This is a genomic window from Calothrix sp. NIES-2098 (genome assembly GCF_963875125.1).
Classification (GTDB): domain Bacteria; phylum Cyanobacteriota; class Cyanobacteriia; order Cyanobacteriales; family Nostocaceae; genus Aulosira.
In genome coordinates this window covers 584,032-609,401 of sequence record NZ_CAWNKJ010000001.1, presented here as the reverse complement: position 1 = coordinate 609,401, position 25,370 = coordinate 584,032, and the positions used below count along the sequence as shown (strand labels likewise).

The 25,370-nt window shown below is 39.9% G+C and carries 25 protein-coding genes; 13 read left to right on the top strand and 12 right to left on the bottom strand.

The window, feature by feature from the left end; translation table 11 throughout:
• Nucleotides 1-12: 12 nt before the first annotated feature.
• From AACU33_RS02495 to AACU33_RS02470, 6 genes are all read right to left on the bottom strand, one after another.
• Nucleotides 13-1,221 (bottom strand): glycosyltransferase family 4 protein, encoded by a 1,209-nt coding sequence (locus tag AACU33_RS02495; RefSeq protein WP_096586889.1) that lies wholly within the window; start codon nt 1,219-1,221, stop codon nt 13-15.
• Nucleotides 1,222-1,225: 4 nt separating this feature from the next.
• Nucleotides 1,226-3,478: an ATP-binding cassette domain-containing protein gene (locus AACU33_RS02490; RefSeq protein WP_096586888.1), complete on the bottom strand. Its 2,253-nt coding sequence runs from the start codon at nt 3,476-3,478 to the stop codon at nt 1,226-1,228.
• 168 nt (nt 3,479-3,646) lie between these two features.
• Entirely contained in the window at nt 3,647-4,810 is a 1,164-nt protein-coding gene (locus AACU33_RS02485; protein ID WP_339375711.1) for a glycosyltransferase family 4 protein, read from the bottom strand.
• A gap of 15 nt (nt 4,811-4,825) precedes the next feature.
• The gene (locus AACU33_RS02480) at nt 4,826-5,668 is read right to left on the bottom strand and encodes a hypothetical protein (protein ID WP_096586886.1); all 843 of its coding nucleotides are present in this window, start codon (nt 5,666-5,668) and stop codon (nt 4,826-4,828) included.
• Between the two features lie 27 nt (nt 5,669-5,695).
• Nucleotides 5,696-6,619 (bottom strand): alpha-1,2-fucosyltransferase, encoded by a 924-nt coding sequence (locus AACU33_RS02475; protein WP_096586885.1) that lies wholly within the window; start codon nt 6,617-6,619, stop codon nt 5,696-5,698.
• 141 nt (nt 6,620-6,760) lie between these two features.
• Nucleotides 6,761-6,988, bottom strand: coding sequence for a hypothetical protein (locus tag AACU33_RS02470; RefSeq protein ID WP_096586884.1), 228 nt, complete (start codon nt 6,986-6,988; stop codon nt 6,761-6,763).
• A 408-nt stretch (nt 6,989-7,396) separates the two neighbouring features.
• Between AACU33_RS02470 and gloB the strand changes: the two genes are divergently transcribed.
• From gloB to AACU33_RS02450, 4 genes are all read left to right on the top strand, one after another.
• On the top strand, nt 7,397-8,170 hold the full coding sequence (gloB, locus tag AACU33_RS02465) for a hydroxyacylglutathione hydrolase (RefSeq protein ID WP_096586883.1): 774 nt from the start codon (nt 7,397-7,399) through the stop codon (nt 8,168-8,170).
• Nucleotides 8,171-8,273: 103 nt separating this feature from the next.
• Nucleotides 8,274-9,485 (top strand): M14 family metallopeptidase, encoded by a 1,212-nt coding sequence (locus AACU33_RS02460; protein WP_339375710.1) that lies wholly within the window; start codon nt 8,274-8,276, stop codon nt 9,483-9,485.
• 166 nt (nt 9,486-9,651) lie between these two features.
• Nucleotides 9,652-10,110: a 50S ribosomal protein L9 gene (rplI, locus tag AACU33_RS02455; protein ID WP_096586881.1), complete on the top strand. Its 459-nt coding sequence runs from the start codon at nt 9,652-9,654 to the stop codon at nt 10,108-10,110.
• A gap of 139 nt (nt 10,111-10,249) precedes the next feature.
• The gene (locus AACU33_RS02450; RefSeq protein WP_096586880.1) at nt 10,250-12,916 is read left to right on the top strand and encodes a replicative DNA helicase; all 2,667 of its coding nucleotides are present in this window, start codon (nt 10,250-10,252) and stop codon (nt 12,914-12,916) included.
• Between the two features lie 741 nt (nt 12,917-13,657).
• On the opposite strand, the gene AACU33_RS02445 is transcribed toward AACU33_RS02450, so the two are convergent.
• Nucleotides 13,658-14,056: a hypothetical protein gene (locus AACU33_RS02445; protein WP_096586878.1), complete on the bottom strand. Its 399-nt coding sequence runs from the start codon at nt 14,054-14,056 to the stop codon at nt 13,658-13,660.
• Nucleotides 14,057-14,162: 106 nt separating this feature from the next.
• Nucleotides 14,163-15,029 carry a M48 family metalloprotease gene (locus AACU33_RS02440; protein ID WP_096595095.1) on the bottom strand — a complete coding sequence of 289 codons (867 nt, stop codon included), beginning with the start codon at nt 15,027-15,029 and terminating at the stop codon, nt 14,163-14,165.
• A 285-nt stretch (nt 15,030-15,314) separates the two neighbouring features.
• Between AACU33_RS02440 and crcB the strand changes: the two genes are divergently transcribed.
• From crcB to AACU33_RS02415, 5 genes are all read left to right on the top strand, one after another.
• On the top strand, nt 15,315-15,713 hold the full coding sequence (gene crcB / locus AACU33_RS02435) for a fluoride efflux transporter CrcB (protein ID WP_096586877.1): 399 nt from the start codon (nt 15,315-15,317) through the stop codon (nt 15,711-15,713).
• A gap of 494 nt (nt 15,714-16,207) precedes the next feature.
• Nucleotides 16,208-16,534, top strand: coding sequence for a hypothetical protein (locus AACU33_RS02430; protein ID WP_096586876.1), 327 nt, complete (start codon nt 16,208-16,210; stop codon nt 16,532-16,534).
• A 71-nt stretch (nt 16,535-16,605) separates the two neighbouring features.
• Nucleotides 16,606-17,508 carry an SDR family oxidoreductase gene (locus AACU33_RS02425; RefSeq protein ID WP_096586875.1) on the top strand — a complete coding sequence of 301 codons (903 nt, stop codon included), beginning with the start codon at nt 16,606-16,608 and terminating at the stop codon, nt 17,506-17,508.
• A 49-nt stretch (nt 17,509-17,557) separates the two neighbouring features.
• Nucleotides 17,558-18,013, top strand: coding sequence for a transcriptional regulator (locus AACU33_RS02420; protein WP_096586874.1), 456 nt, complete (start codon nt 17,558-17,560; stop codon nt 18,011-18,013).
• A gap of 15 nt (nt 18,014-18,028) precedes the next feature.
• On the top strand, nt 18,029-18,217 hold the full coding sequence (locus tag AACU33_RS02415) for a hypothetical protein (RefSeq protein WP_096586873.1): 189 nt from the start codon (nt 18,029-18,031) through the stop codon (nt 18,215-18,217).
• Nucleotides 18,218-18,339: 122 nt separating this feature from the next.
• Here the strand turns inward: AACU33_RS02415 and AACU33_RS02410 are convergent, their stop codons facing one another.
• Nucleotides 18,340-18,735, bottom strand: coding sequence for a hypothetical protein (locus tag AACU33_RS02410; RefSeq protein WP_096586872.1), 396 nt, complete (start codon nt 18,733-18,735; stop codon nt 18,340-18,342).
• 582 nt (nt 18,736-19,317) lie between these two features.
• Here AACU33_RS02410 and AACU33_RS02405 point away from each other — a divergent pair.
• The 4 genes from AACU33_RS02405 to AACU33_RS02390 all read left to right on the top strand — a co-directional run bounded on the left by AACU33_RS02405 (nt 19,318) and on the right by AACU33_RS02390 (nt 22,726).
• Complete coding sequence (locus AACU33_RS02405; protein WP_339375709.1) at nt 19,318-20,286, top strand: metal ABC transporter solute-binding protein, Zn/Mn family; 969 nt, start codon at nt 19,318-19,320, stop codon at nt 20,284-20,286.
• A 10-nt stretch (nt 20,287-20,296) separates the two neighbouring features.
• Nucleotides 20,297-21,082, top strand: a complete 786-nt coding sequence (locus AACU33_RS02400; RefSeq protein WP_096586870.1) for a metal ABC transporter ATP-binding protein — start codon at nt 20,297-20,299, stop codon at nt 21,080-21,082.
• Nucleotides 21,079-21,966, top strand: coding sequence for a metal ABC transporter permease (locus tag AACU33_RS02395; protein ID WP_096586869.1), 888 nt, complete (start codon nt 21,079-21,081; stop codon nt 21,964-21,966). The genes AACU33_RS02400 and AACU33_RS02395 overlap by 4 nt, the downstream gene beginning before the upstream one ends.
• A gap of 208 nt (nt 21,967-22,174) precedes the next feature.
• A complete protein-coding gene (locus AACU33_RS02390; RefSeq protein WP_096586868.1) occupies nt 22,175-22,726 on the top strand; it encodes a glutathione S-transferase family protein in 552 nt (183 codons plus the stop codon).
• Nucleotides 22,727-22,828: 102 nt separating this feature from the next.
• Here AACU33_RS02390 and AACU33_RS02385 read toward each other — a convergent pair whose 3' ends face one another.
• The 3 genes from AACU33_RS02385 to AACU33_RS02375 form a co-directional block, all read right to left on the bottom strand.
• The gene (locus AACU33_RS02385) at nt 22,829-24,217 is read right to left on the bottom strand and encodes an efflux RND transporter periplasmic adaptor subunit (protein WP_096586867.1); all 1,389 of its coding nucleotides are present in this window, start codon (nt 24,215-24,217) and stop codon (nt 22,829-22,831) included.
• A 55-nt stretch (nt 24,218-24,272) separates the two neighbouring features.
• Nucleotides 24,273-24,743, bottom strand: coding sequence for a GNAT family N-acetyltransferase (locus AACU33_RS02380; protein ID WP_096586866.1), 471 nt, complete (start codon nt 24,741-24,743; stop codon nt 24,273-24,275).
• Nucleotides 24,744-24,804: 61 nt separating this feature from the next.
• On the bottom strand, nt 24,805-25,362 hold the full coding sequence (locus AACU33_RS02375; RefSeq protein ID WP_096586865.1) for a hypothetical protein: 558 nt from the start codon (nt 25,360-25,362) through the stop codon (nt 24,805-24,807).
• Between the last annotated feature and the right edge of the window lie 8 nt (nt 25,363-25,370).

The window sequence follows — 25,370 nt, the reverse complement described above, 5'->3', positions numbered from 1 at the left end:
TTTAAAAACAATTTAAGTAATAACTAGAGGAAGTAGAGATCGATCGACGTAACTCAAAATTTTTGCGGCTCGATTTTCCCAAGAAAACTGCTGAACAAAATCGATACTATTTGAATAACCATCTACTTTTCTCGGATGAGTTTCTAAAACTTGTTGCAAACATTCAGCAAATTTTGGCGGATTATCTGGTTCACACCAAGCAGCTACAGCTTGGGTATTCTTAAACTCAATTAATGAAGGAATCTCTGTAGCTACAATAGGAGTTCCAGAGGCGAAATAGTCAAATAATTTTAACGGAGATGTGAAAGTTGCCGCTTCTCCCAAACAATGGGGATGAGCTAAAATATCGGCTGCTTGCAGCAAAGAAGCTAATTCATGATGTAAGATATACCCTAAAAATTTAATGTTGGGAACTTCTTTGTTTTTTGCTAATTGTTCGTATTTTTCGACTTCATTTGGCTTACCACCCGCACAGACAAATTGCACATTTGGCAGATAGCTAGCTACATCAATTAGCATATCAATACCTTTAAATTGCTGTAGCGCTCCCGCATACACTACTAAATAAGAATGTTTTTGTACGAGTTTATTGCGCCATTCTGCTGCTTTTTCTGGTTGTCTCTGCATAAATAAGCGATTAAAACCATTGTGTAGCCTGATGACTTTTTCTGCTGGCATACCATTTTTAATCATGGATTCGCGAATTGGCTCTACAACCGTCACCGCAATTTGAAACAGAGGATTATTAACTATTTCTGGTTCAAATAACTTATTTTCATGGTGATGATGTTCATAAATTGCAGGAATGCCGTTTTTAATAGCAGCCTTGACAAAATTCCAGTTACGGCTATGTACAAGTTGAGTAGTTGGAAGTATATGAAATGGTAGATAATACTTACAAGCAATGGTGTTAGAGTTGGCGAATTTACTTCTTAATTTATCAATTGGCCAAGGCATTGGTAAGGGAGCAACTTTTAACTTGTCATGGAGATTGTAATATTTAACAAGTTCGGTTGGTATTTTTCGTGGTTTAAAAGGACAAATTAAATTAGTTAGTTTAATAGTTGTTGTTTGTTTATTAGGATATACTAAAACTGTTGAGTATCCTAAGTTGGCGGCAGCATTAGCTGCATTAGTAGATTGAACTAAATGAGCTTCAGGCTGAGGTAATTCTTCACCGATGAAAAAAACATAATGCTTTTTAAGCTTAGAAATTTTCATATTTTTAAGCAATAATGCTATCTTCAATTTTTTCTAAATTATCTACAAGAAAAATAGCAGATTTATAAGATTCTAAAATTAATTGTTTTTGCTCTTGTTCTGGAGAAATTAACTCATCAGCTAGAGAACGAAGAGAGTCAATGATTGAATTGAGACAACTGCGAAACTCAACTGAGATATGATTTAACTTTGGAGCCTGAGTTTGGGTTGCTATATTACTATGGTTTGGTTCGGGAATAGAGATAAATTTTTCTTTGATTTGTAGGTTAACAATATCATCAAAAATATCCACAGTAGTGAGAAGTCTTCTGGCTGATTTGTAAGACTCTGCAATTAATTCTTGTCGCTCTTGAGAATTGTCTACTAAATCGTCAATTAATAAACGTAATAAGCCAATTGTTGAGTTTAGTTGGGTGCGAATTTCGTGAGAGATACGGAGCAAGCTTTGATTACTTTTAGTTGTAGTTTCAGGGCGATCTGTAAATTGCATGGAGTAGAGATGTGAGTAATAACCACCCTTTTGTAAAAGTTGTTCGTGGGTTCCCACTTCTACCACTCGTCCTTTATCCAAAACAGCAATTTGATCGGCTTTTTGGACTGTGGAGAGGCGGTGAGCAATTACTAAGGTTGTGCGATCGCGGCTGAGGTCATCCAGTGCGGTTTGCACTAAGCGTTCGGAAACCGTATCTAGGGCGCTGGTGGCTTCGTCCAAAATTAAAATTTCTGGGTTTTGTACGAGTGCGCGGGCGATCGCTAATCTTTGCCTTTGTCCGCCAGATAACATCACGCCGCGATCGCCAATTAAGGTATCAAATCCCTGCGGTAATTTACTAATAAACTCATAGGCGTTTGCTTGCTTGGCTGCGGTGATAATTTCGTCTTCGCTAGCTTCTGGCTTACCATAGGCGATGTTATATCGCACTGATTCATTAAACAAAAAAGTATCTTGGCTGACAATTCCCATGCGCTTTCGCCAGGATATAACATCAAATTCGCGCAAGTCTTTGCCATCAATCGTAATAGAGCCAGCTATAGGGTCATAAAATCTTGGTAACAAATCGGCTAATGTTGATTTACCAGCACCAGAACTACCTACCAATGCAAGAGTCTGACCGCGAGGTAAATCTAAGGTGACATCTTGGAGTACTAATTTTTCATGACCTGGATAAGCAAAAGTAAGTGAATTAAAACTTATTCCCTCTTGTAATTTTGTGTAGGTAAGCTGACCGTTACCCATGAATGGCCGATTTAGACTTAAAAAGTCATTCACCACATCCACGCTGGTAGCTGTACTCGCAAATCCACTGCGAATAGCATTTAATTGAGAAATTAAAGGTAGCACCCGCAATAACACCAATAAATATGTCAGGATGACGGTGGATAGGGAGACAATCTGATCGGCAAAAAAGGTTTTACTTAATAGCACAATCAGCATTAAAGCTATCACTCCCATTACCTCACTCAGAGGTGCGATCGCTTCTGAGTTGACCTGAGATTGAAAATCAGCTTTCTCTCGAGTGCGAATTAATTTGCTAATCTTGTGGAATTCTCTAGCTTCATTTCCTGTTGATTTAACTAACCGCATCCCATTTAAAGCTTCTAATACAGCAATTGAATATGCTTTAGACATATCACTTAGCTGCTTACCAAATATTTTGGAACGGGCAATAGCAGACTGATTGATTAAAGTTACTAAAGATAGCAAAACTGTTGCAGCAATTGTTAACTGCCAAGATATTGACAACAATAAACCGACAAAAACTAAAATCGTAATACCTAAGATAATTAACTTAACGGTACTTCCTACAGCACTAGCAGCGCGGCCAGTTTCCCCGCCGAGCCTGTTAATTAAATCCCCAACTCTTGTCTTGGCATAATAGTCTAGATCGATTTCTAATAATATTTTTAATCCGGCTTCTCGCATATCGGTTGTTAGCTTTCGTGTTAGAGAACTCGATGCTAAACTACTGCTATAAGTAGCAAGATTTTTTAAAAAAATTGTTAATATAATTGCTCCAGCCATGACCCCGATACGGTAATTTTCTGGAACTTTATCAAAGGGGGACATGATAGCAGTAAGAATTGGTGGGGCATTAGTTAAATTAACTTCTTGCCCAACAATTTTTAAAATAACTGGCACAATTAAAGTTACGCTGACACCATTAAATAATGCACCTGAAAATCCTAAAATTATAGTTAAAATAATCAAGCCTGGATAAGGCTTGGCAAATCTTAGTAGGAGTTTTTGAGTGGACATCAGTTACGCATATTATAATTTATTTATTATTAACACGAATTTTCTAATTGTTGCTATATTGCCTAGTTTTTCAATTAATTTAAATCTGTTAAGTGTAAATACAGATATTAGTTAAATAAAGATTATTGAAAAATTAGTTAATTAATTACAATTACCCATAAACAGTATTTACAACCGAGAAATTACTGATTTTAAACTAGCAGCCATCGCTTCTATACTATATTTTTCAACACATCTTGTTCTGGCATTTTTGCCACGCTCATTTGCTAAATCTAAATCTTGAAATATCAATTGAATTTGCTCGGTAATTTGTTCGGGGCTAGCAGGATCGACTAAATAACCTGTTTCACCTAAAATTTCTGGAATATCTCCAACCCGCGTTGATAATACAGGTTTAGCCATTGACATTCCATCTGTAAGTTTTAAGGGGAATTGCGCGCGAGTTTCCGGTGTATCTCTCTGGGGAACAACAACAATGTGAGCAGCAGCTACTACATCAGGCATTATTTCAGCTGGATAATTTGGCAATTTGATAATCCAGCGTCCCCACTTTTGTTGAAGTTGCTCATCATAATTATCATAAGGACTTCCACCTACGATCGCTAGTTTTAAGTCAGGCTGATTAATTTTATCTAACGCTATAAGAACATCTTCTACACCTTTATAAGGTCTTGGTGCGCCAGGAAACATTAAAATCTTATATTTAGATAAACCATAGCGAATTCTGCTTGCTTCAGAATTATATCTAGCAGGATCGAATAAAGTTATATCTTTGCCATTAGGAATATATGTACCTCCAAAACGTTTCTGTAAAAAGTCAGTATGCACGGTTACAGCATCAGCCCAGCTTACCAGCTTTTCCATCCATTTCACATATAAAGGATGATGAGGACTTCTAAGGGCACCATTTGATTTTAATAATTCTCTAGCTAGCTGTTTGGGTGTAGGATGATAGTTCCAGTCATCACCGCCATACCAGCTAAGTTCCCAGTCATCTATATCTAAAATTAGTGGCTTTTTGCTATATATTTTCTTTAGTAGAGCTACTCCAAAACTTGCGACTTGAGGCTTGATGGCATAAATTATTTCTCCCTGAATTTTGGGTAACATCTTGATGATTTCTTGCCCAAATTTAGGAAATTGACTACCAGGCAAATCATATACTGGAAATTGTGATGGTAAATGGCTATATAGATTTTCTCCAAATAAAAAGCCGACTATTTCAACTTCAATCTCTAAAATTTTAATTGCTTTAGCTAGCAAATAAGCACGCATGATAGCAGCGCTGGATAAGTCAGCAACTAGTAGCGATATTTTGGAAATTTTTCTCACTATATTTGTTAGTTATTATTTAGTACGCCAAGGATTTGTAATTTGATTGGGTAAAAATACTTGAGCTAATCTATCGAATATTCTTGTGTATAGGGAACGAGTGATATTTTTAGCGTATTGAGGTCTATAAGGATAAGTGCAGTGAAGTACTTTAATTTCTCCATCAATTTTGTAAGCTTCTTGCCATTTGCTGAGATAGTTATAGTTGGGTGGAAGTATTTTAATCTTGGGTTTTACAGATGCGATCGCAGCAGCAAAAGCACCTTGATCCTTTAAGAGCAATTTATCTTGGTTATTTTTAACAATTTCAAAAAAACGTCTAAATTCACCAAAAAATTTCTCAGTTGTTTCAGTCTTACGAAAAGCGATAAATCCCCCATTATACTGAATACTATCTTCCTGAAGTGGTAAACCTATAGATTGTAAAGTTGGTAAAACTTCTGAAATTATTTCTTCTTGCTTACCCCTCAATAAATTGGTGGCTTTTACAATCTTGGGTTGTACATCTTCAGTGAGTAAAAAATCATCTTCATCTAGATAATCGAACACATCATTGAGGTTTGTTAGCAAACAAATATCTGAATCTAAGTAAATTGTTTTATCAAATTCAGAAGATGCATATAAAGATAACTTCGCTTCGCGTGAAGCTAAAACAGTATTTTCATTTGGGGGTGCTGGTTTCAAAATTACATTTTTATAAACTTTGAGTAAGGGATAAAGGAACTTAGGAATACGGTCAATTAAGATAATTATTGGTTCCTGATGAAACTTTCTAACTGCTGCTAAAAAATGAATACAATCTTGGAATGAATAAATTCCTGTCAGAATAGTGATAAATCCTTTAGTTGCGGCTGCCATAAATTTAGTTAATGCTATGTTGTAAGGTTAATGTGTCCATTCCCAATAACTCTTGCTCCAATCTTCGCAAGCATGATAAATTCCGCGCCACTGATAAAAATGAACAAAATCTTGGATTGTTATTTTTTTATTAATATCTCTAATCATATATAGAGGTTTTTCTCCATAAAATGAAGCCCACATAGTATAACTACTAGGCGGGCCAATAATATAATCGCATTGAGCTAAAGAATACATATCTTCAATTAGATGATTATTACCATATATATAAGAAAATTCTTGAAAATAACTTTTATTTTGCTTTTCATTAGAACAAATTAAAAAAGTTATTTTTCTATCTATAAATAGCTCTTTGACTGCTTGCATCACTTTGATGTAATCTTCAACAGAGTAGAAATATAAACCATGTTGATGTTGTTGATAGTCTCCATGACGAATATGGACGCCAATAATAATCTCAGCTTCACTGCGAATATTAGATATGAGTTTGTCTACATTTAGCTGGTATTTACTTAAAGGTTGGAAGTAAGTACAAATTTCTTCTCTGTGTTTACGTAAAATTGGCAAATCATCGACAAACCATCCATCTCGGAATAGCCATCCTTGAAAAAAGTTTAGCGACCCAGTTTTTAAGTTATTGATGATATTAGAATTACTCCAACTAAATGTTTGATCTCGCTTAATTGTTAGCGTATTAAATTTACCAGTTTCAGCTAGATAACGATTAAAGATATAATAGTATTTGCGCAAAAATTTGTTACTACCTATGGATAAATGATTATTAGGGTAACGGCAGAGTAAATCCTTACTTGTTGTATTAAAAAATTCAGCATATTCTTCAAATGCTGGATTTAATACTGTGAAGTTATTTTCAATAGCAAAAGCTATAAAATTAGCAAATAGTAATAATCTGTTTCCTAATTGCCCAGATTTAGCAGATATTATCAACATATATATAATTTAAAAGATTAAACGTTATTTGATAGATAATGCTTGTTTTTATACAAGCATTATCTACTGGATGCTAAAACTAGTACTTATTTATTTGCAGTAACCTTTCTTGATTAAAAGAAGATAGTGTCACCCTTTCGATTACCAATCCATTAATTTAAGTTGTCCTGTCTGGACGCAATCAAAGATGCGGTTAATTTGGCGGCGGTTTTCATCATTAATATCGCCATTAGCCAAAACTGTGGTGGTAAGTAAAGTATGATCTTGACGACTCATCTTACCTGATGAGAGAATTCGATCTACAATAGGCTTCACTCCCAATTCTGCTTGGCTATTGACGGTTTTGTACATCAATGTTTGATAATTCATAAATCTCCTATAGATGCAATCAGACATGACAATATTTGCTCGCCTTTTAATAGCTAAAAAGGAGACATATAAAAATTTAAAGTTTATTAAATTTTTAATGAATAGAGCAAAGATTGCAGATTCCTGATGACGAAATTTCTTTATGTTTTGCCAACAAAAAGAATAAAATCAATCTAACTTTGTATTTACGCTTCTTTCCAGAGAAATTGTACTGATTAATCAAGTTGGCTCTTAGTACTTTTTAGGAGCATTTCAGGGGAAATACGGTTGCGTAATTTATAATTATATGTGTTTTGCAGCTATAATAAACAACATATAAATACTTCATCTAGCTGGTACATATAGCCCTGTTGTTTGCGGTAGTTAATGATGTTAATTAATACCAACCATCATCGCTAAAAGAAAATTATGCAGGTCATTCGTCTGAACGCACTTTCGGATAACTATATATTCTTGCTGTACGATCGCACGCAGAATACTGCGGCGGTTATCGATCCAGCAGAGGCAGAACCAGTATTAAAGCAATTGGCACAACTGAAAGCTGAGTTGGTAGCAATTTTTAACACGCACCATCATCACGACCATGTGGGTGGTAATCAGCAGCTAATACAACAATTTCCTGAAGTGACTGTGTATGGCGGAGCAGAGGATCGAGGAAGAATTCCCGGACAGCAGGTATTTCTAGAAGATGGCTCCCGCGTGCAGTTTGGCGGTCGAGTAGGGGAAGTTATTTTTGTTCCCGGACATACTCGCGCTCACATTGCTTACTACTTTCCCTCAGAAATAGCCGAAGAACCAGGCGAATTATTCTGTGGCGATACCCTATTTGCTGGAGGCTGCGGTCGTTTATTTGAAGGGACACCTACGCAAATGGTGAACTCTTTAACTAAGCTCCGTTCTTTACCCGATAATACACGCGTCTGGTGCGCTCATGAATATACCTTAAAAAATTTGCAATTTGCTCTCACCGTTGATGGTGAAAATGGCGATTTACAAAAACGCTTTGATGAAGTCAAGGCTTACCGTAGCCGAAATGAAGCTACCGTTCCTTCACTGCTGGGGGTGGAGAAACTTACCAATCCTTTTTTACGCTGGGAGCAGCCATCACTGCAATCTGCGGCTAAGAGTAACGATCCGGTGCAGACTTTTGCCAGAATTAGAGGAATGAAGGATAGATTTTAGTCATTGGGCATTGGGCATGGGGCATTGGTTATTTCTCCCCTTCGGGTGACGCTCCTTCGTCGCTAACGCTGCGCTAACGCCAGTCGCCTGCGGAGGAGGACAGTTGCGTGGGCGGGTTTCCCGACTTGAGCAAACTGTCCGTAGGAAACCCTCCCGCAGCGCTGGTCTCACCTTGTCCCCCTTCTCTCCCCACACTTCCCACACTCCCCACACTCCCTCATCCCCAGCCTCTGATATGTCCTATATCACTGCCTTTTCTCCCGACTATGCTACAGCCAGAAATCGCTTCAGTACCTCGGCTTTGGCTTTGGGATGTCGGTTAGAAGCACACTCCATTGAGCAAACTGGGCCAAATGGGGAAGATTTAACTATTGATGTGGCTATTTTGGGAAATCCAAACTCCCAAAAAATTGTGGTTGTCTCCAGTGGATTGCATGGCGTGGAGGGATTCTTTGGTTCTGCTGTGCAGTGTGCTTTGCTAGAGGAGCGTCTTGTGAGTTGGAACCCAAGTCAAGATACTGCTTTAGTACTATTACATGCTTTGAATCCTTACGGTTTTGCTTGGTGTAGGCGGTGGAATGAGGAAAATATCGATCTCAACCGTAATTTCCTGCTACCTGGTGAAGAATACAAGGGTAGTCCGGCAAAGTATGGCGATTTTAATGCTTTCTTCAACCCAACTTCACCGCCATCGCGGTTTGAGCCGTTTCTGTTGAAAGCGATCGCTTCTATTCTCCGCTATGGTATTAGTTCTTTTACAAGTACCCTACCTGTAGGACAATACGATTTTCCCCAAGGCTTATTTTTTGGCGGACATCGCCCTTCAAAAACTTATCAAATTCTCGACCAAAATCTTCCGCGGTGGATTGGGAATGCTAGCGATGTCATACATATTGACTTCCATACCGGACTGGGTAAAAAGGCTACTTACAAACTTTTCATTGACGATCCCCCAGACTCGCAATCAACCGAGTGGTTAAAGGAGAAGTTTGGAGCCGATGTTGTGGAAGCATATAAAGCCAGGAAGGTGACTTACATATTTCGTGGCGGGTTAGGAAGTTGGTGTAAAACCAAATTTTCCCAATGTAACTACAACTTCCTCACCGCAGAATTTGGCACTTATCCTGTAATTCAAGTAGTTGCAGCATTAAGAGCAGAGAATCGCACTCACTTTTTTTCGCCAGCAAATCACCCATCTAGAGATTGGACGCGCCAGCGATTGATGGAGATTTTTGCACCTGCGGATGAGAGTTGGCGGAATGCAGTAGTCTCTCAAGGACTGGATTTGGTAGAACGAGCGATCGCCGTATTATAAGCCAACAGAATTTTTTTGCAAAATAATAGTTGCGATCGCCCCCTGCGATTCGCTAGGATCTTTAAGCTTTGGGGTATAAGCCAAGCCGCTTGGGATACAGCTACACATCTGTGAGCTATCCGGCTGCAACCCAAGTTAATGAGATTCTACAGGAAAACGAAAAACAATGGTGAAACGCGTACAGTTAGTTTTAACTCAGGATGTTAGCAAGCTGGGAAAATTAGGCGACTTAGTGGATGTAGCTCCTGGCTATGCTCGTAACTATTTGATTCCGCAAAAATTGGCAACTCATGCTACTCCTGGTATTCTCAAGCAAGTAGAACGCCGTCGCGAACAAGAACGTCAACGGCAATTAGAGCTGAGACAACAAGCTTTAGAACAAAAAGCAGCTCTCGAAAAAGTTAGCAGCTTGCAAATTGCTAAACAGGTTGGGGAAAACGAAGCAATTTTCGGTACTGTCACCGCCCAAGACGTTGCAGATGCAATTAAAGCAGCTACAGGTCAAGAAGTCGATCGTCGCGGTATTACCTTACCCGATATTAACCACCTTGGCACTTACAAAGCTGACATTAAGCTCCATTCAGACGTAACTGCACAACTGAATATTGAAGTAGTTGCTAGCTAACGATTGCTTGATTTTGTACCACAGATACCCACAGATTCTTCATCAGTGTTAATCTGTGGTTCTCAATCTTTTTTTTAATTATCAGCGTATAAACTATAAGGGTAATAGCTAAACTTCGATCGCCAATTTTAAATCGCTTATGGCTGAAGAACTAAGTTTTAAAGGCGATGGTAGCGATGCCTACGGCAACCCCTCCGGGCAACGCCTCCCACCCCAAAATATTGAAGCGGAAGAAGCGATTTTGGGGGGAATTTTGCTAGATCCAGAAGCGATTGGTAGAGTGAGCGATCGCTTAGTTGCTGAGGCTTTTTATATTAGTGCCCATAAAGATATTTATCAAGCAGCGCTACGACTTCACGCGCAGAGTAAACCCACAGACTTGCTCTCAGTTACTAGTTGGCTAGCTGATAACGATCTGCTAAACCGCATTGGCGGGAGAAATAAATTAGCCACCCTTGTAGACCGCACAGTGTCAGCAGTTAATATCGACTCCTTAGCCGATTTGGTAATGGATAAATTCCTGCGGCGACAGTTAATTAAAGCTGGCAATGAAATTGTGCATCTTGGGTATGAAACTGAGAAAGAATTACCAATTGTTTTAGACCAAGCAGAACAAAAAGTTTTTGGTATAACGCAAGAACGTCCCCAAACAGGACTAGTTCATATTGCAGATACATTAATTAGTAATTTTCAGGATATTGAAGAGCGAAATCAAGGTATTGCTTTACCTGGAATTACGTGCAGTTTCTACGATTTAGATGCCATGACCAGTGGCTTTCAGCGTTCCGATCTAATTATTGTCGCTGCTAGGCCGGCAATGGGGAAGACAGCATTTTGCTTGAACCTTGCTTATAATATTGCAGCTTCTCATAGATTTCCCGTTGCTGTTTTCAGTTTAGAAATGTCTAAAGAACAGCTGGTGCAGCGTCTATTAGCTAGCGAAGCCGGAATTGAAAGCGGTTATCTACGGAGTGGCAGGCTAAGTCAAGCACAGTGGGAACCTTTAAGCCGTGCGATTGGTATGCTTTCTGAGATGCCAATTTTTATTGATGACACGCCGAATATTACCGTTACGCAAATGCGCAGTCAGGCGCGGCGATTGCAAGCAGAACAAGGCATGGAATTGGGATTAATTGTGATAGATTATTTGCAATTAATGGAAGGAGCAGGTGATAACCGCGTACAAGAATTATCTAAAATTACACGTTCTTTGAAAGGTTTGGCACGGGAATTATCGGTTCCAATTATTGCTTTATCGCAGTTAAGTCGAGGTGTAGAAGCACGTACTAATAAGCGTCCGATGTTATCAGATTTACGCGAATCTGGTTGCTTAACTGGTGATAGTTTAGTGACATTAGCAGATAGCGGTCGGCAAGTTCCTATTCGAGAATTAGTAGGTAAATCTGGTTTTGCGGTTTGGGCTTTAAATGAAACCACAATGCAGTTAGAGAAGGCAATTGTTAGCCATGCCTTTTCTACAGGTATCAAGCCTGTATTTACTCTAAAAACTCGATTGGGGCGAAAAATCCGAGCCACTGCTAATCATAAGTTTTTAACTATTAATGGTTGGTGCAGACTAGATGAATTAAGTCCTCAACAATATTTGTGTTTACCTAGATATTTACCCAACCCTGGTAAACAAACTATGACTTATGCGGAGGTGGCATTATTAGGACATTTAATCGGTGACGGTTGTACATTGCCACGTCATGCTATACAGTACACTACCAAAGAGATTGATTTAGCTGAAAATGTCGTTTTCCTAGCAAAAGAAGTTTTTGGAGACGCAATCATTCCTAGAATTTCACCTGAACGTGGCTGGTATCAAGTTTACTTGTCAGCAGCAGAAAGACTAACTCATAGTGTGAGAAACCCTATCGCCAAATGGCTAGATTTTCTTGGGGTTTTTGCCTTAAGGTCTCATGAAAAATTTGTACCTCAAGAATTGTTCTCACAACCACAAGAGTTAATAGCTTGCTTTCTCAGACATCTGTGGAGTACAGATGGTTCTGTGAAGTTGCTTGGAGGTAAAAAACCAAGACCTATTGCGTATTATGCAAGCAGTAGCGAAAGACTAGCTGCTGATGTACAGACGCTTTTATTAAGACTTGGTATTAATGCTACTCTCAGGTCAATTCCTCAAGTTGGTAAAGGTAGAGATCAGCATCATGTAACAATTACTGGTAAGCCTGACCTTGAATTATTTATTCAAAAGGTTGGAGGCATAGGAAAATACAAGCTAGCTTCTTTACAACAAATTTCTCAACATCTAGAAAACTGTATTCATAACACTAATAGAGATATAGTTCCCAAAGACGTTTGGAAAAAATACGTTGTACCTGCAATGCAAGCTGCGAGAATAACAACACGATTATTACATTTTGAACTCGGAATGTCCTATAGTGGTTCTACACTTTACAAGGCAAATTTGAGTCGTGAAAGATCTCTAAAAGTTGCCAAAATTGTTCAATCTAGTGAATTACTGACTCTTAGTAAGAGCGATGTTTATTGGGATGAAATAGTTTCAATTGAATGTAGTTATGAGGAAGAAGTATTTGACCTAACTGTTCCTGGGTTACACAATTTTGTTGCAAATAATATTATTGTTCATAATTCTATCGAACAAGATGCGGATTTAGTAATTATGTTGTACCGCGATGATTACTACAATAATGACAGTCCCGATCGCGGTATTGCCGAAGTAATTGTAGCTAAACACCGCAACGGGCCGACAGGTACAGTTAAGCTTTTATTCGATCCTCAATTTACGAAGTTTAAGAATTTAGCTCGACCCAATAATTATTAATTTTTCAGGAAACAGTTGAGGGAAACACTCATAGATAATTTAGCAGGGCTTTCCATTAAAGTTATAAAGTTTCAGCCTTCTTATATCATGTCCGTTTAAATACCCGTCATTGCGTTCGCCCTTGGCGTTCCCGTTCGCCGTCAGGGGTTCTCGTAGAGTAGGGTACGAAGTGAAGCAATCGCAGAGACCTTATGATTGCTACCCTACGGGAAGCCGCCTTCCAGGCGTCTACGTTGCGTTCGCAATGACATATTAAGGGTAATTTGCCGGACATCATATTACGAGGAAATATTTGGTGGAAACTAATACCAATTCAAATAATGTTTGTGACAGATAAATTCTTGGTAGGGAACGTCAGTAAGATAATTTGATATACCATAAAGATTGTGGGTGCGGTGCCCCTACTTATCTGTCTTTTTTCTCAGATTTTACTGTTGATTGATAATTTTTGCTTAAGCTTATTCGCGAAAAGATAAGCTGTCGTAACGACAGTAACCTCGGAAGTAACGTCAGTAACTTCGGAAGTAACGACAGTAACCTCGGAAGTAACGTCAGCAACCTCGGAAGTAACGACAACAACCTCGGAAGTAACGTCAGCAACCTCGGAAGTAACGACAACAACCTCGGAAGTAACGTCTGCTTTTGTGTTGCTAATACCAAAGGACACAGCACTGCTGTGTCCCTACGCTAAATCAGATTATAGATTTGGTGGAAAGCTAGGAGAACGGCTGCAACTAACTATTAACTTTCAGGACGGGGAGCATTGAAGGCTTCCCAGGCGGCTTTGGCAGCATTTTGTAAGCGATCGCCAAACTCGGAGATTTCCTTTAATAGCAGGTGCCAATTTTTCTCAGCTTCTTCCTGCACAACTGCGAAAGAACGTTCTAAGCGATCGCGTTCAATGAGTTTTTCGCCTTCTAAAGCTTCTCGTGCTTGGCGTACAGCATTCAAGTAGGTTTCGCGGGTGAGAGTACCTGCTGACTCAGCTTCAGCTTGGGCGCGTCTTTTGAGTGCTTCAATTAAAGCCTTAGTTTCGCGCTTAAGTTCATCAGTTTCGCCAGCCATTTCGCTTTCTACTAATTCCTCAGTTTGAGGGCTAATTTCGACTACTACTGTAGATTCAAATTGATTTTCCGTCATATTTAGAGACATCCTTTGGTTATGGAGGACAAGGAAAGGAGACAAGAACAATTCAAAATTCAAAATTATGTCCTGTTCTTTCTTTCCTATGACAAATAACTCTTGATTAATAACTGGTTGTCAGTTCTCGTTCTAATTTCAGCAATTGTTCTACACGCGCTTCTGTGGCGGGGTGGCTAGAGAACAAGTTACCTAAAAACTGTCCGGAAATTGGATTGATAATTAACAATGGTTCAAATGCTGGATTAGCATCCAAAGGTAACTGCTTGGCTGTAGCTTCTAAGCGTTGCAATGCTTTAGCTAAAGCGCGGGGATTACCTGTTAATCTCGCAGCACCAGCATCAGCGGAGAATTCTCTGGTGCGGGAAATTCCTAGCTGAATGATTGTGGCAGCCAAAGGCGCAAGTAATACTGTTAATAAAATACCCAAAGGATTACCGCCTCTGTCATCATCTCGCGAACCACCGCCAAACCATAAGCTGTAACTTACCATTTGTGCCAAGAATGAAATCGCACCAGCAATTGTGGCTGCAACTGCTTGAGTTAAGGTGTCACGATTAATAATGTGGGTAAGTTCGTGGGCGATTACACCTTCGAGTTCATCTTCTGGCAATATCTGCAAAATTCCTTCTGTAACAGCAACAGCTGCGTGTTCTGGATCGCGTCCTGTAGCAAAAGCATTGGCAGTTTGACCGGGAACAATATAAACTCCTGGCATAGGAATATTGGCGCGATCGCTCAATTTCTTCACCATGCGATACAATCCCGGTGCTTGTGCTTCACTCACAGGCTGGGCGCGATATACAGCCAGCGCAATTTTATCTGATTGATACCAAGAAAATAGATTTGTTACTGCTGCTAAACCAATACCTATAATTAACCCAGTACTGCCGCCAATTACCCAGTAACTGATTGCGATCAACAATCCACTGAGAGTAGCTAACAATACCAAAGTTTTGAATTGATTTCCCATATTTTGCTCTCCTGCTAATGCTGTAATTAATTTTTGAGACAACAGCATTACTTAAGTCGCACTTTGATTTTAGCCAGTTCAACTCAGATTTATTTTAGAGAAAACCTCCCATTTGAGTACGGTTTTCCCACTTAATTGGTTACAATGTCATCAAATTTAGATGAAATTATTTAGCTTTTTCAGAATTTCTGTGATAGAGAATGAAACTGCTAGTGTCACAGTAAACAGCATCTATCTATGGTATCTCTTTAACAAAGAGCAAATAAAAATCATCTCATCTGTGATATGTTACAAGACCCAAATATACGTAATCCGATCGCTATTAGTCTAGGAGCGATCGCAGGTGCTTTAAGTCGCTACTATCTCACATTATGGTTTGCCGATCGCTTTGGCACTAGTTTTCCCTACGGCACTTTTTTTATTAATCTTAGCGGTTGTTTAGCTATGGGATTTTTTACCACTTTAGCTATAGATAAAGTAGCGATTATTTCTCCAGAAGTGCGGTTATTGGTAGCAACAGGATTTTTAGGAGCATATACAACTTTCTCTACCTATGGCTTAGATACTATTAGTTTATTGCGGACTAATAATTTATTAACAGCAACTGTTTATTGGGGTGGTAGTGCCATATTAGGAATTATCTGCGTTCGGTTAGGTGTACTTCTCGCAAGATGGTATATGTAGAAGTTAGGATAGAAGTCTGAGTGAAGACTTTGAACGAACAAAACTATTTTTTAATAGATACTAATTATAGTAATCTAATTTGCTGAATATGGATGTTGGGTATTGCCTACCAAGACTTTGAAGCAGTGGGCATTGACTAGGCTGTTCACTTTGATTGAATTTTGGGATTTTTGGTTCATGCTATTTTTGTCTGGTGTCATTGCGAGCGAAGCGACGCAATCGCAAATATTCTGGGATTGCTTCGTCGTTCCTCCTCGCAATAACGGCACAGATTTTGCATAATTTTTTAACTGCTAAAAAGGTACAGAGTCAACACCCTAGGCAGTGCCCACCCTACCCTTATTGCCTAATAAATTAGTTGTCGTTATAAGAGTTATTAAAATAATAGTTCTATCAATTAAAGTTTTGATAATATAAAATCACAAGAAAGTTTGTTCGTGATATTCATCAACAAGCTAGATGAGCGCTAAGACATAACTTGGGAGGCTAAAGTTATGTTAAATAATATAACTAGAAATTCACGCCAAAAATTTAGCTCATCTGTAGAACCAATCATTCCCGATCCTTGGGAAACTCCAAGTTTGCCAGTTGAGACTAAATATGTTCCTGATTCTCGGCAAATACTAACAGAAACTCATGCTTTATTTCCTCCTCTAGGAATTACGGAAGCTAGAAGATTACCTCCAGCATCCAACCCTATCAAAGTATTGTTACAAGATGAATTAAGGCTAAAAGTTTTTGGCGGTAGGCTCAAAACCCAAATCGAGCAAGCCCTAGGTTTATTGTGCTGGATAGAAAGATTAACGACAGCAAATATCTAGCCTACGCTTAACCGAGAAAAACTGATAATGCGGGCATTCCTTCTACCTTTTTTTAATTAGGAGATGGAACGATGGATGAGCAACATCCAAAGGTAATGGTGGCTGGTGCTACTGGGTATATTGGTGGCGGTGTCTTACAAATTTTGCACCAAAAAGGCTTGTGGACTCGCGTTTTATGTCGCGACTCCAGCCGTCTTTTGAATCCAAATTGGTGCGATGACATTTTTGTAGGTTATGCAACTCAACCAGAGACTCTTAAAGGGTTATGTGATGGAATCGATGTCGTTTTTTCATCAATTGGAACTCGCTCTTTCAAAGCTACACCTAATTTGTGGGAAGTAGACTATCAAGCAAATTTGAATATTTTGGAAGCAGCTAAAAAGGCTGGAGTGAAGCACTTCATTTTTGTTTCGGTAGCTTGCGGTGCAGAAATGGCGCGTTTAAGCCCCATCGCCCTTGCTAGAGAAAAAGTTGCCCAGGCTGTGAAGGAATCGGGAATAGATTATACGATTTTTGCACCTACAGGCTTTTTCAATGATATGGCAGAGTTTTTTACAGCTGCCCAGCACAAAGGAGTGATTCGCCTGTTCGGTGATGGTTCTGGGAAAATTAATCCCCTAAGTGCATTAGATTTGGGAGAAGAGGTAGTCAAAGCAATTTTCGAGCCGGAATTGAAAAACGTAGTTAAGACTGTAGGCGGATGCGAGATATTTACGCACCGAGAAATTGCTGAATTAGCTTTTGAAAGTTTAGGGAAACAACCTCGGATCAAAAACATTTCTCCCTGGTTGGTTGGGTTAATCGCTGCTGTTTTTAAACCTTTCAATTACAACACTTATGCACTGCTGAAGTTCTTTGAATTTATTGGGCGATCGCCAGCAATAACCGGAGAAGCGATCGGTAGGCGACGCTTGCAAGATTTTTTCGCGCATCTTGCTCAAGGAATGTCTTTGGCTGAGGCGGAAAGGGCTTGATAATTTCATCCTTTCACTAGCGTTTTGTAGCACAAGGAGTCAAAGCATCATGAAGACAGAAGCAGCAAAACAGCTTCGCCAACGCTTTGAACGTTTTGCTGAACTTAGGGCGCAATACGGAACTGCCAAAGCTATAGAAATGATGAGGAGTGGACAAGCCGAAGTTCAGCAGAAATTAATGGGGCCGCTTATTAGTGGAGTTTCGCTGGCTGAGGGTTTTCGCCAATCAATTACCATCTTTGAGGAATTCGGGATGAATATGGAGGTAGTGGATATCTCTAATCAAGGTAAAGATGCAGTTTTGGAGATTCAAAGGGTTTGTCCGTATATGTCTTTAGCTCGCGAATTTGGACTGCAAACACCTTGTCAAATTACTTGCGATCTGGAAGTGGAAGCAGTTCAACAAGCATTTCCAAATATGAAAGGCAGGATTTTGAGCAAACAAGCTTGCGGTGACTGCGTGTGTGTATTTAAGTATGAGCGAGATCGCAATTCACAAAATTAGCTGATGAGTAAAAATATGGCATCAACAGTCAATGAAATCAAACAACTTGCTACACAATTATTAGCAGGTATGCTTGCTAATCCTCATATTTATCCAAAAATAAGTGATGAGGGAGCCAAAGGTCAGCAAGAGCAAGAATTAATTGTAATTGCTATTGAAATGGCGGAACAATTGATTGCTAAAGTTGATAAAAAACAAGATTGAAAAAGGTATGTGTTAGTGCTTTGGCAAGAGCGCTAACCGCGATGAAGAAAAGATTTATCTTTCCTACTTGGGAGTAAAACTTATTTATTGCCACCTACGTACCCCATTTTGACTATGAGGTGTTATTGCATCCATTGATATGCAAGGATATTCAGAAAAATACCGTTGATAAACACAATTACCATCAATGCGATTTGATACCACTCAATGGGTCTGACCGTTAAATCCATAGCAGCATGGATAAAATTCATCACTGTATACAATACCGTGATCCCAAAATGGATGACTCTGTATAGATAGAAATCGTAAAAAACTGTGGTGGTAATTGCAATCATGGGGATGACAAAAAATCCCAACATCAGCCAGGGATGAGATACTGGCATTTTACCTTTGTAGCTAGCCATAGTTACATCTTCGCCATATAAAATCGGCATGAAACCTAACTGGCTGTGAAAGACCATCCCAAAGAGAAACACTACCCAAAGGGCAATAATTTTAGTTTGAATACTTAAATCCATATATCTACCTCGTAAATTTCATTTGTAAGCAATTTCATCTCTGTTTACGAGTAGTGATGTGTTGAATTTTTCTTTGGCATTGCACACAAACACATCTTATATTTAATATTTTAGCAGAATTTCATCAGCCAATAGAATATCTGTGGACTTAAAAAACATCCATATATATAATAATTAGCCTAATCCTCTTTTTAGCTGCTTTTCTGTTCCCTGTTATCAGTTTCTATGAGTAAGGTCACAAATTAAATAAGAGGATTATAGTTAATCGGTGCGATTTAGCTCAATAATTCTTATTATTAAAAGAATTATACTTTTTGCTTGTCAGTAGAGTTAAGGTTTTTTATAAAAATACTTATTAGTATCTAATAATGAGTATCATTGTCTTACAGGCAATATTGGATTTTTGCTGCTTTCTCAACCTATACAATAGCTCCTTAATTTGGCGGACGAATATATATCAACTTCTGTCATGATATGTGTCTCGATCGCAGAACTGCTGTCTATTCGTTTACCGAGCTAACTGTATAACTTATTATGTTTGCCGCCTGTTAAACATCGCAATCAACAAGGAGGTGGCGGCGCTTGAACAATCGCTGGTATTTCGTCATTATGTTGCTTTTATTTGGGGTGATACCCGTGGTTGGGTGCAGCCAAAGTTCTACACCCACCTCTAACACCAATCAGAAGCTGCAAATTATGGTGAGCATCCCGCCACAGAAGTATTTTGTAGAACGAATCGGGAACGGGTATGTAACTGTAAACGTAATGGTTCCTCCGGGAGCCGAACCACACACGTTTGAACCAAAGCCAGAACAACTCAAATCTCTGAGCCGCGCTCAAGCATATATGCGTATCCGCATCGACTTTGAAGAAGCATGGATGAGCAAATTCAAAGGGATAAATCCTAAAATGCTGATTGTGGATACAACACAAGGTATTCAACGGCTACCAATGTCTTCAGGAGAAACAGCCCATACTGAGAAAAGTGAAAATCTCGATCCCCATATTTGGCTATCACCAAAGTTGGTGAAAATCCAAGCACAGACAATTTATCGTGCGTTAGTAAAATTGGATGCTCCACACCAGGCTATATATTTAACAAATTTAAATGGTTTTTTAGCAGATATTGATAGGCTGGATGCTGAGATTCGTAATTCTCTCCGAGCAGCAAAGTATCGCAAGTTGATTGTCTTCCATCCAGGGTGGGGATATTTTGCCCGCGATTATGGACTGGAGCAGATTCCGATAGAGATTGGCGGACAGGAACCTAGTGCAGCAGAACTTTCAGCATTAATTTCTAGGGCTAAACAAGAGAATATCAAAGTGGTGTTTGCTGAACCGCAATTTAACAAGCAAGCCGCAGAAACAATTGCTAAAGAGATTGGCGGACAAGTATTGTTAATCGACCCATTATCACCAGACTGGTTGAATAATTTGCGTCAAATCTCCAAGACCTTTGCGAAAGTTTTGGCTGTTGGGGAGAGGTTCTATATGTTGGCGATCGCAATTTTCACCAATCAACCCCAATCGATGATTGCCGATAGCCAGTAATGGAGGGAATATGCCGGACTTTGAAAAACAAGAGGTGATTTCAATTCAGGATCTCTGGGCTGGTTACGACCATCAGCCAGTGCTGGAGGATATCAATCTCTCTGTGAAGGAATTAGACTTCATCGGACTAATAGGCCCCAATGGTAGTGGGAAGACAACTCTCTTTAAAGTGTTGCTGGGACTACTTGTACCCATGCGCGGTGAGGTGCGAATCATGGGTATGAGCGTAAAAAAAGGGCGACGTTATCTTGGTTACGTACCTCAGGCAGTAGAATTCGATCGAGCTTTTCCTATTAGCGTCTGGGATGTGGTACTGCTGGGCAGGTTAGGAAAACGGCGATTGCTACAACGCTATACCGAGAAAGACAACGAATATGTAGCTAAAGCGCTCAGTAATGTAGAGATGTTGCACCTGCGCGATCGCGCTTTGGGCGAACTGTCTGGCGGGCAACGCAAGCGGGTTTATATCGCCCGTGCTTTAGCAGCAGAACCGCAAATTCTGCTCTTGGACGAACCGATGGCAGGGATTGACCCCCATGTCGAAACCCATATTTATGACCTCCTCAAACAACTAAATCAATACATGACAATTCTGATGATTTCTCATGATATTGGGGCGATCGCTTCTTGTGTTAAAACTGTGGGTTGTTTGAATCGAAGACTGTACTATCACGGTGAAAAACAGATTACATCAGAAATGCTACAGCTAGCGTATCAATGTCCTGTAGACTTGATTGCCCACGGCGTACCCCATCGGGTCTTCCCGCAGCATTTGATAGAGGAGATCGAGCGATGATTGAAGCGTTACAGTTCGACTTTATGCGTAACGCACTCATAGCCGGGGTGCTGGTTAGTGTTGCTTGTGGCATTATTGGGACATTTGTCGTCATCAACCGCATCGTTTTTATCAGTGGCGGTATTGCCCATGCTGCTTACGGCGGAATTGGACTAGGATATTTCTTTCGCTTCAACCCAGTCTTGGGGGCAGTAATTTTTAGCTTGATATCAGCTTTGGGAATGGGAATTGTGCAGCGCAAAACTCGACAACGCGCCGACACAATTATTGGTGTAATGTGGGCGATTGGTATGGCGATCGGGATTATGCTGATAGATTTAACCGAGGGCTACAAGGCAGATTTGATGAGCTATCTGTTTGGCAGTATTTTAGCCGTCTCTGCGAATGACTTAGTAATCATGTTGGTGCTGGACATCATCATTGTTGTGCTGGCAACATTATTCTACAAAGAGCTACTAGCAATTTCTTTTGACGAGACATTTGCCACCATCGCCAACGTGCCAGTGGATGCAATTTATTTGATCCTGATGTGCACGATCGCACTGACAATCGTCATGATGATGCGGGTAGTGGGACTGATTATGGTGATTGCTTTGCTAACTATTCCCGCAGCCATTAGCGGGCAATTCGCCAAAGAGATGAGAAAGATGATGGTTCTGGCAAGTATATTGGGGATGTTTTTCACTACTGTGGGACTGTGGCTGTCCTATGCTTTTAACCTCTCCTCTGGTGCAACAATTATTTTGGTTGCTGGTACAGTTTATCTGTTGAGTGGAGCAGTACGGTTTTTGATGCGACGTATTTATCCGCAAGAGATTAAGCCAAGCCAATCTGGGGAAATTGGGATGCTTGATGGGAAATTTTCCCGGCATAATAAACGGTAAATTCCTAGGTTTTTTCTAGATTACCTAAAATTATCATTAAGTAAAAATTATGTTCCCGGACGAGAGCAAATGCGATCGCCTAAAAGCTCTATTTCTACCCCCAGTTATAAAAACAATTAATTGAGAACTACAATAGTAGCTTGGTCAAGACGAAAGTTAACATTAAAAAGCATTCCCAAACTCACAAAGTTCTTGAATCTAAAGTATTATGCTGAAACTTTACGGTGGTACTCGTAGTCGTGCGTCAATCATCGAGTGGTATTTAGAAGAATTGGGAATTCCCTACGAATTTGTGCTCCTAGATATGCAATCAGGCGAACATCGTCAGCCTGAGTATTTGAAAATTAACCCAATGGGCAAAGTTCCAGCAATAGTAGATGGGGACTTCCAGATTTGGGAATCAGGGGCAATTTTGTTGTATCTTGCTGATAAATATGGCAAAACACCACTTTCACCAGAGGAGCGTGGTATTTTGTCGCAGTGGGTATTGTTTGCTAATGCTACTTTGGGCCCGGGAATTTTTGGGGAAGAGAATCGAGAACGGGAAATGCCTCGTTTGTTAACTCCCTTAAATAACATTTTCGAGCAGCAACCTTTTTTACTGGGTAATGAATTTAGTGTTGCTGATGTAGCTGTAGGATCTCTATTAAGTTATGCTTCGCTCCTGCTGAAGCTAGATTTTAGTTCTTATCCAGCCGTATCGGACTATATCAAACGCTTGTCTTTTCGTCCGGCATTTTCCCTTGGGAAACGAGCTTAACTAGATCTTCTCAATAATTTTACTGATCAACACTTTTGGGAGGTTGTGGCTTATGGCATTGCGATCGCTAGCCGATGCTTTTTGAAGTTTATCCTTGATTCTCTAATTAGCCTTAACGCGGCTACCTTCCTTAATTTGCTCGGAGGGATGGAGAATTACCACTTCATTTTGCTGAAGTCCTTGCTGGATTTCTCCTTCAAAGTCACTGCGATGACCGACTGTAACCAGATGACGAGATGCTTTGCCATCTTTGACTGTAAAGACACACCAAGATGTTTCACAGCGGAACAAAGCACTCAGTGGTACTTTTAAGATATTGTTACCTTCCCAGATAACGATTTTGACATCAACGCGGTAGGCATCACCGAAGGAATGGGGAGAGTCTACAAAATCAGCGATCGCATTGACTCGTTGTTCTTCTACCCCCAAAGCAGAAACTTTGGTAAAAGCTGAGGGTTCCAATAACCTAACTTTTGCTCGTAGTGGTTGAGTGTCGGTTCCGCGATCGATAAGGATGGGATTACCTGGCTTAATTTTGACTGCATCGCTGGAAAGCACATCAATTACTAGTTCCAAGCGAGAAACATCTCCCACCTCGATTAACGGAGTTCCAGATGTGACATACTGAGCGCTTTTTTGCAGTATCCGCAGAACTTGACCGCGATCGGGTGAGCGTATTACAGTACGCGCTGTTTCATCTTTGAGCTTGGATAGTTCCGCCTCAACATTAGCAATGCGCGCATCGTAGACTCGCAATAAATAATCTGGGTCGCTTTGTTGTGCTTGCAGTACAGCTAGGGCGGCTCGTGCTTGCTCAACCTCTGCGGCTGCGGCTTTTGCTGCTAATTCTGTTGCTTGAAATTCTTTTAACTGGGTGGTTGCGTTTAATTCTGCGGTTTCTCGTTCTTTGCGAGAGATGACGCCTGTAGATTGTAGTTGTTCGGCGCGCTGGCGATCGCGTTGTGCTTGGGTGAGTGCTGCTTGCGCTTGCGCTACCTTGGCGACGGCTTGCTCCTGTAATGCCTCAGCAGCCCGGATGCGCTTCTGTGCCTGTTCTAAGGTGGCTTGTTTGGGTCGCTGGGTGGCTACGCCAGCGCGCTGTGCTTGCCATTCAGCTAGTTGTGCTAAAGCTTGTTTGACTGAAGCATTCAGGGGTAGAGGGTCAATTCGAGCAACTATGGTTCCTGGTTTAACTGTATCGCCCTCATCTAATTCAATCCGCGCTAGACGACCATCAACAGGAGCCGAAACCACAAAGCGATCGCGTACTCTGGTTTTACCTTCTGCATTCACCGTTACCGCCAAATCTCCGCGACTTACACGCCCAGTATCTACCGCAATTGGAGCCGGACGGAAAGCCCAGATAATTAAGATGGTAGTTCCCAGTGCGATCGCTGAATAAATCAACAACTTTGGTGAGATTGTTGGGAGGTGTTTTCTTAACTCTTTAAGTTCTGGAGTTGGGTTGTCGCGTAGGGGTAATAGTTTCATAAGCCTGAAGACTTTTTTAACGCAGAGTCACGCGGAAGGTTTTTGAATGAATTTGTCATTTTGGAATTAAGAACTTTTCCATTAGATAATTAATAAAAGTTTCGCCTCTACGTTCTACCTGTTGTTCTTTGATGATGGAGAATCCCTTGCGCCAGAAAAATGGCTTGGCGGTAATACTTGCTTCAACGTATAAGCGATTAATTCCTAATTCATCAGCTTTAGCTTCAATAGCAGCATAAATCTGACTACCAATACCCATTCGTTGATAATTTTTATGACAGTAGAAGCAGTCTATGTGTCCGTTTGACTCTAATTCACCAAAACCTGCAATGACACCTCGATCGTCAGCAACGTAAGTAAATCTTTCCGAACAGATTTTTGCCCAGTTTCTAAAATATAGATTATCTGGTGCCCAGGCTGCGACTTGATTGCTTGAGTAGTCACGAATATTAACTTCACGTACTGTTTCGTGAAATAGTTGCGCTATTTGCTCTGCATCTTGTTGTTGAAACAATCGGATTTTCATAAAATTATCTACTAGCTCATTTCTAATTTAACTATGAGTATAAAAGAATAAAAATTTCTATTTAGAAACTGCGAATTTCGATTTTCATACAACTTAATTTCTCAAATACTTGTTGAGCGCGATGAATCGGCCACCAATCATAAAGAAATATTTCTAAAGGTCGCCACATTGCTACCCAACCAAGAATTAAAAGTCCTTCTGTCAGGATATTTGTAAACATCCCATCGCCTAACAACATAACTAGTTTGCTGACACTAATACAAACACCTAAAAATAACAGACCTATCATTAAAGAAAGCCGACCTTGGCGGAGAATCAGACGCAGTTCTCTGGCAGCATTATTTTTCTTATAATCAAAATAGTTATGAATAGCTTCTGGTAGAATTTGTATTGCTTCTTTGTGAAACTGTTTAGGTAGATAAAAAACTAGTTTCAGAGGAGTTTTAAGTTGGAATTCACTAACCGATTGGACAATATAAGATTCGGCATCTTCATCAAGGTCTTTTTCTAAAAATGGCGAAGGGTCGAATGAGTTAAATATTTGGCTAATATTACCTAGCCGAATTTCAATTAAATAGATATCATGTTCATTTTTGTAATAAAAATTTAAGTCTTTCACAGCAATTA

Excerpts from the sequence above, each read along its gene's own strand:
- AACU33_RS02445 (WP_096586878.1), bottom strand. The coding sequence starts at position 14,056 with ATGACGGAAAATCAATTTGAATCTACAGTAGTAGTCGAAATTAGCCCT.
- crcB (WP_096586877.1), top strand. The coding sequence starts at position 15,315 with ATGTTACAAGACCCAAATATACGTAATCCGATCGCTATTAGTCTAGGA.
- rplI (WP_096586881.1), top strand. The coding sequence starts at position 9,652 with ATGGTGAAACGCGTACAGTTAGTTTTAACTCAGGATGTTAGCAAGCTG.
- AACU33_RS02430 (WP_096586876.1), top strand. The coding sequence starts at position 16,208 with ATGTTAAATAATATAACTAGAAATTCACGCCAAAAATTTAGCTCATCT.
- AACU33_RS02400 (WP_096586870.1), top strand. The coding sequence starts at position 20,297 with ATGCCGGACTTTGAAAAACAAGAGGTGATTTCAATTCAGGATCTCTGG.
- AACU33_RS02480 (WP_096586886.1), bottom strand. The coding sequence starts at position 5,668 with ATGGCAGCCGCAACTAAAGGATTTATCACTATTCTGACAGGAATTTAT.
- AACU33_RS02390 (WP_096586868.1), top strand. The coding sequence starts at position 22,175 with ATGCTGAAACTTTACGGTGGTACTCGTAGTCGTGCGTCAATCATCGAG.
- AACU33_RS02385 (WP_096586867.1), bottom strand. The coding sequence starts at position 24,217 with ATGAAACTATTACCCCTACGCGACAACCCAACTCCAGAACTTAAAGAG.
- AACU33_RS02450 (WP_096586880.1), top strand. The coding sequence starts at position 10,250 with ATGGCTGAAGAACTAAGTTTTAAAGGCGATGGTAGCGATGCCTACGGC.
- AACU33_RS02410 (WP_096586872.1), bottom strand. The coding sequence starts at position 18,735 with ATGGATTTAAGTATTCAAACTAAAATTATTGCCCTTTGGGTAGTGTTT.
- AACU33_RS02470 (WP_096586884.1), bottom strand. The coding sequence starts at position 6,988 with ATGAATTATCAAACATTGATGTACAAAACCGTCAATAGCCAAGCAGAA.
- AACU33_RS02420 (WP_096586874.1), top strand. The coding sequence starts at position 17,558 with ATGAAGACAGAAGCAGCAAAACAGCTTCGCCAACGCTTTGAACGTTTT.
- AACU33_RS02425 (WP_096586875.1), top strand. The coding sequence starts at position 16,606 with ATGGATGAGCAACATCCAAAGGTAATGGTGGCTGGTGCTACTGGGTAT.
- AACU33_RS02475 (WP_096586885.1), bottom strand. The coding sequence starts at position 6,619 with ATGTTGATAATATCTGCTAAATCTGGGCAATTAGGAAACAGATTATTA.
- AACU33_RS02440 (WP_096595095.1), bottom strand. The coding sequence starts at position 15,029 with ATGGGAAATCAATTCAAAACTTTGGTATTGTTAGCTACTCTCAGTGGA.
- AACU33_RS02495 (WP_096586889.1), bottom strand. The coding sequence starts at position 1,221 with ATGAAAATTTCTAAGCTTAAAAAGCATTATGTTTTTTTCATCGGTGAA.
- AACU33_RS02490 (WP_096586888.1), bottom strand. The coding sequence starts at position 3,478 with ATGTCCACTCAAAAACTCCTACTAAGATTTGCCAAGCCTTATCCAGGC.
- gloB (WP_096586883.1), top strand. The coding sequence starts at position 7,397 with ATGCAGGTCATTCGTCTGAACGCACTTTCGGATAACTATATATTCTTG.
- AACU33_RS02415 (WP_096586873.1), top strand. The coding sequence starts at position 18,029 with ATGGCATCAACAGTCAATGAAATCAAACAACTTGCTACACAATTATTA.
- AACU33_RS02395 (WP_096586869.1), top strand. The coding sequence starts at position 21,079 with ATGATTGAAGCGTTACAGTTCGACTTTATGCGTAACGCACTCATAGCC.
- AACU33_RS02380 (WP_096586866.1), bottom strand. The coding sequence starts at position 24,743 with ATGAAAATCCGATTGTTTCAACAACAAGATGCAGAGCAAATAGCGCAA.